A 3,743-nucleotide genomic window follows, 5' to 3' on the forward strand; every position below is an offset into this window, starting at 1 on the left:
CTCTAATACATATCAGGTGGTGATTGTCATCGGAATTTTTATTTTCATATTGTTATTCATCTGTTTAGCTATCGTCTTGTTTTCTATCTTTGGAAAAAAACAACCAAAATTATTAATAGAAAACATCCCGGACCAATTAGGATTGCTTGAAAATGTTCCTAAAAATATACTTATTGAAAAGTTAAACTCTAGCTTAGAGGACGAATATATAACCCATGTTAAAAATCGGTTTTTAAAGGAAAATCCAAATTGCACTGAAGCTGATTTTGAATGGAGATTATTTGAGTTAAAGCGGTATTTTATGTTAGCAAAAATTTTAAAAAAGGTGCCAATGTTTAGCGAAGAAGTTGATGAAGTTTGGCATAGTATGATTTTATTTACTAAAGATTACGAGCAGTTTTCAAATCGTTTTTACGGAAATATGCTGCACCATTATCCAAATACAAGCCAAGCACCAGCCCCACAAGACCGCGCATTCTTCGATTGGATATTCTCACAGCTCTTCTCAATTACAGAGTTTAGTTGGAAATCATGGGGAGATTTCTTCAAGGAGCCTCTTGACAAGAAGACATTAGCTGAATTTAGAACAATGAGTAAAGAAGATCTCATTCATAAATATTTTAAGAATAATGAAGAAAATACAGCTATTATTACGTATTTAATCGAGCAAATGAAGCTGCAATTAGGTGAGGCTGAATCAAGGTATCAAAAAGATCAAAAAGGAGATTTTTCAAAACAGCGTACATTTGGAGATATGACGGGCTTATCACTTGTTATGGTATTTTATTCAACTTTTTATTTTGACGAATATTGGGACCATGCAAAGGAATTTACGTATGCAACTGTCTCTTCAAACACAAGTGGCTGTTCCTCTGCGGTTTTCTGCGGCGTAGGTTCAGATGATTCAGGTCATCATAGCGGTGGCGGACATGACGGTGGTGGCGATAGTGGCGGTTCAAGCTGCTCAAGCTGTGGTGGAGGCTGTTCATCATAAGGTAGTTTGCAGATTCATAGTAAAAGCCGGTTTTCTTTGGAAAATCGGCTTTCTCCATAGCTTTTATCGTATTTCAATTCTAAAATAAATGAACATTTATAGTAATTGGCAAATCATTAGCATATTTCCATCTGGATCTTTAAAATGAAACGAATGTCCATGCTCAATCTCTGTCACGATCTCTACACCCTTCCCCTTCATAAATTGATATGCCCCTACAATGTCATCGGTATTAAAATGAAACATCGGTGTTCTTGCATAACTATCCTCAGTATAGATTTTACTATCAAGAACAATATTCAATCCATTATTATCCATTGGGATACAGCATAAATGACCAACAATGATGTCAAAGCTAGGCTCTAACCCTAATATCGAACAATACCATTCTCTAGCCTTCTCAATATCACTCACTGGAATAAATATTGCTCCAACTTTACTTAAAATGGTACTCACCTTCACCGACTCCTCTTTATCAACTAATGAAAATAGTATTAACCTTGAAAATCAGTTGTAGAAAAATAGAATTTTTCCAAAATATTGCGATGATGGAGCTCATGTCCTGCAAGTATCCAAGCTAAAGCACGGACAGTTATATCAGATTGAATGGCAGTTCCCTTTCTTCCCCATGCCTCTTCATTAAAACTTCTTAGTAAGGCAACCGTAGAGCTTCGAACTGCCCTATACTGATCGATTAACATTTGCATAGACTGGTTGTTAAAATCACCAAGTTGAATATAAATACTCCAATTAACCCCTTGGAAATCAACCTCTTCTCCTCTTGCAATTTGAAAGAGAATTTGACCGAGTAACCTCTCTCCATCAGTGAGATGGCCAATGACTTCCTTCACTGTCCATTTATCATTAGCATATTTATACAACCCTTGCTGCTCTGAAACGTAATTCAACCGATTCGTTGTATCAGCTATCTGCTTCTCTAAAATGTCCGCGATATTCCCATTTGGAACTAAATCGATATATCTTGTAAAAAAAGGATCATACTCATTACGTTCAGGCCTTTTTTCCACCTACATCATCTCCTTTTATAGGTAATTGATTTTAACCTAAGAACAGTGTAATTGGTTATACTTACCAAATCAATAAAAAAGATCCTTTTACAACAAAGTATATAAAATTAGCCCTTCTAAAAGAGCAATCATTAAATTTATAGTATTATTGGATAGAAGATTTATTTTGCAAATTGGCAATAGCATTACAAAGGACTACTATTCACTATGAGGTAAAATACGATGAATTCTAAACTAAAAGTGTTAATCTTCTTATTTCCGTTCCTCTATTTACTTCATGATCTAGAGGAAATCATGACAATAGAATCGTTTATTGAAGCAAAGTCAACGCTCATCCCGTTTCGAATTACAACAGGAGAATTTGCCTTAGCTTTTACACTTTTATGGATTGTAGCTTCAAAAGGTTGCATCAAAGCGTTTGCAGGTAAACCCTTTTTAAAGATGAAGCCAGCGACATACTTGTCGTTTTTAGTCCCTGGTATTTTATTAGCGAACGGAATTGGTCATCTAGTTCAATTGATCGTTTTCAAAGGCTATGTACCTGGAATTATTACAACCTTAATGATCATCTTTCCCTATGCCCTTTTCGCATTAAAATTTCTTTTTTCTGAAAGGCTATTAACATTAAAGAGATTTCTTTGTTATTTTTCATTAGGTTTTGTTTTACAAGCACCCTTTGCTTTGATGGCACATATAGTATCCCATTTCATTTTAACTTTCTTTTAAAGTTATAAATGAGAAAAAGGCATTATTAGCAATGCCTTTTTCAATTAGAAATCCACTATTCTCTAATGCTGAAAGGTTATTTCTATGACTCTAACAACATTTGACCTAGTTAACTGATTTTGCTATAAATCCTCAACTCGTCACCTATAGCTATTTATATTGTTAAGAGTGTTAGTTACTTAATAAAAGTTAAATTACTTGATCAATCATTTCCTCAATCTTATCACTTACATAACTCCGATTTGTTACAATATCATTGTTATCTAAAGTAATGCTTCGGTAATGCTCATCCAAGTTTAATTTTTCAAGAAGGGAGCCAACAGCACCTCTTGATTTTTTATCAATTTCGAAATAAATCGTTGTTTCTTGCTCACCTTGTAAAATATATGCCTCTAGTTCATCAAGCTTCTGATGATATTTTCCGAACGTTGGAATAAATTCAAATTGTTGAACAAATGGTAGCCGTGTTTTTACATATCGTGGAGGGGCTTGATTGTCCATTTGTCTAAATCGAAATCCGATGACCTTGATCGCATCAAAAATGCTTTCATAGACATATGATGGTTCAACAGAGATTTGATCTTCATCCTTAGGGTCAACCGCATTGCGAATATCAAGTCCTGTATTAATCCAAACTGGTGGTACATTCCGTCCTGTTTTACTATCTCTTATTGTCATTGGTGTATGTAATGGTACACGGAAGGAGAAAGGGATTTCTTTCCGTTCACCTTTATGAATCACGAATGGTTCGTTCACTTTATGAGAATAAACAACTGTATTCGTTAGCCGCTCACTATCTTCGTGCCCATAAAGCGTCATTAAATTTAGTTTTATTGCTTCAATTTCCTGATCCATTTCGCCGCCTTTAATTTCAACGATCCCCTCTAGCATCTCACCTTGTGTTACCGTTGTGTTTTTTAGCCTCGTATCAACTCGAGCGGATCCAATCCCAATGCTTGTAATCACACGTTTTAAGAAGGACATCTCATAACCAC

The 3,743-nt window shown here is 35.0% G+C and carries 5 protein-coding genes; 2 read left to right on the top strand and 3 right to left on the bottom strand.

Going from position 1 to position 3,743, the window contains the following annotated elements:
- On the top strand, positions 1–994 hold a 994-nt coding region (locus HU235_RS15770; RefSeq protein WP_174880815.1), incomplete at its 5' end, for a glycine-rich domain-containing protein.
- 96 nt (positions 995–1,090) lie between these two features.
- Here the strand turns inward: HU235_RS15770 and HU235_RS15775 are convergent.
- Both HU235_RS15775 and HU235_RS15780 read right to left on the bottom strand, forming a co-directional pair.
- Positions 1,091–1,450 carry a VOC family protein gene (locus HU235_RS15775; protein ID WP_095300000.1) on the bottom strand — a complete coding sequence of 120 codons (360 nt, stop codon included), beginning with the start codon at positions 1,448–1,450 and terminating at the stop codon, positions 1,091–1,093.
- Between the two features lie 38 nt (positions 1,451–1,488).
- Entirely contained in the window at positions 1,489–2,022 is a 534-nt protein-coding gene (locus HU235_RS15780; protein ID WP_174880816.1) for a DinB family protein, read from the bottom strand.
- Between the two features lie 222 nt (positions 2,023–2,244).
- Between HU235_RS15780 and HU235_RS15785 the strand changes: the two genes are divergently transcribed.
- Positions 2,245–2,748 carry an HXXEE domain-containing protein gene (locus HU235_RS15785; protein ID WP_174880817.1) on the top strand — a complete coding sequence of 168 codons (504 nt, stop codon included), beginning with the start codon at positions 2,245–2,247 and terminating at the stop codon, positions 2,746–2,748.
- A gap of 189 nt (positions 2,749–2,937) precedes the next feature.
- On the opposite strand, the gene HU235_RS15790 is transcribed toward HU235_RS15785, so the two are convergent.
- Positions 2,938–3,743, bottom strand: an 806-nt coding sequence (locus HU235_RS15790) for a sporulation protein (protein ID WP_174880818.1), incomplete at its 5' end; no start/stop codon positions are given.

The organism is Metabacillus niabensis (assembly GCF_902829255.1).
GTDB lineage: Bacteria > Bacillota > Bacilli > Bacillales > Bacillaceae > Metabacillus > Metabacillus niabensis.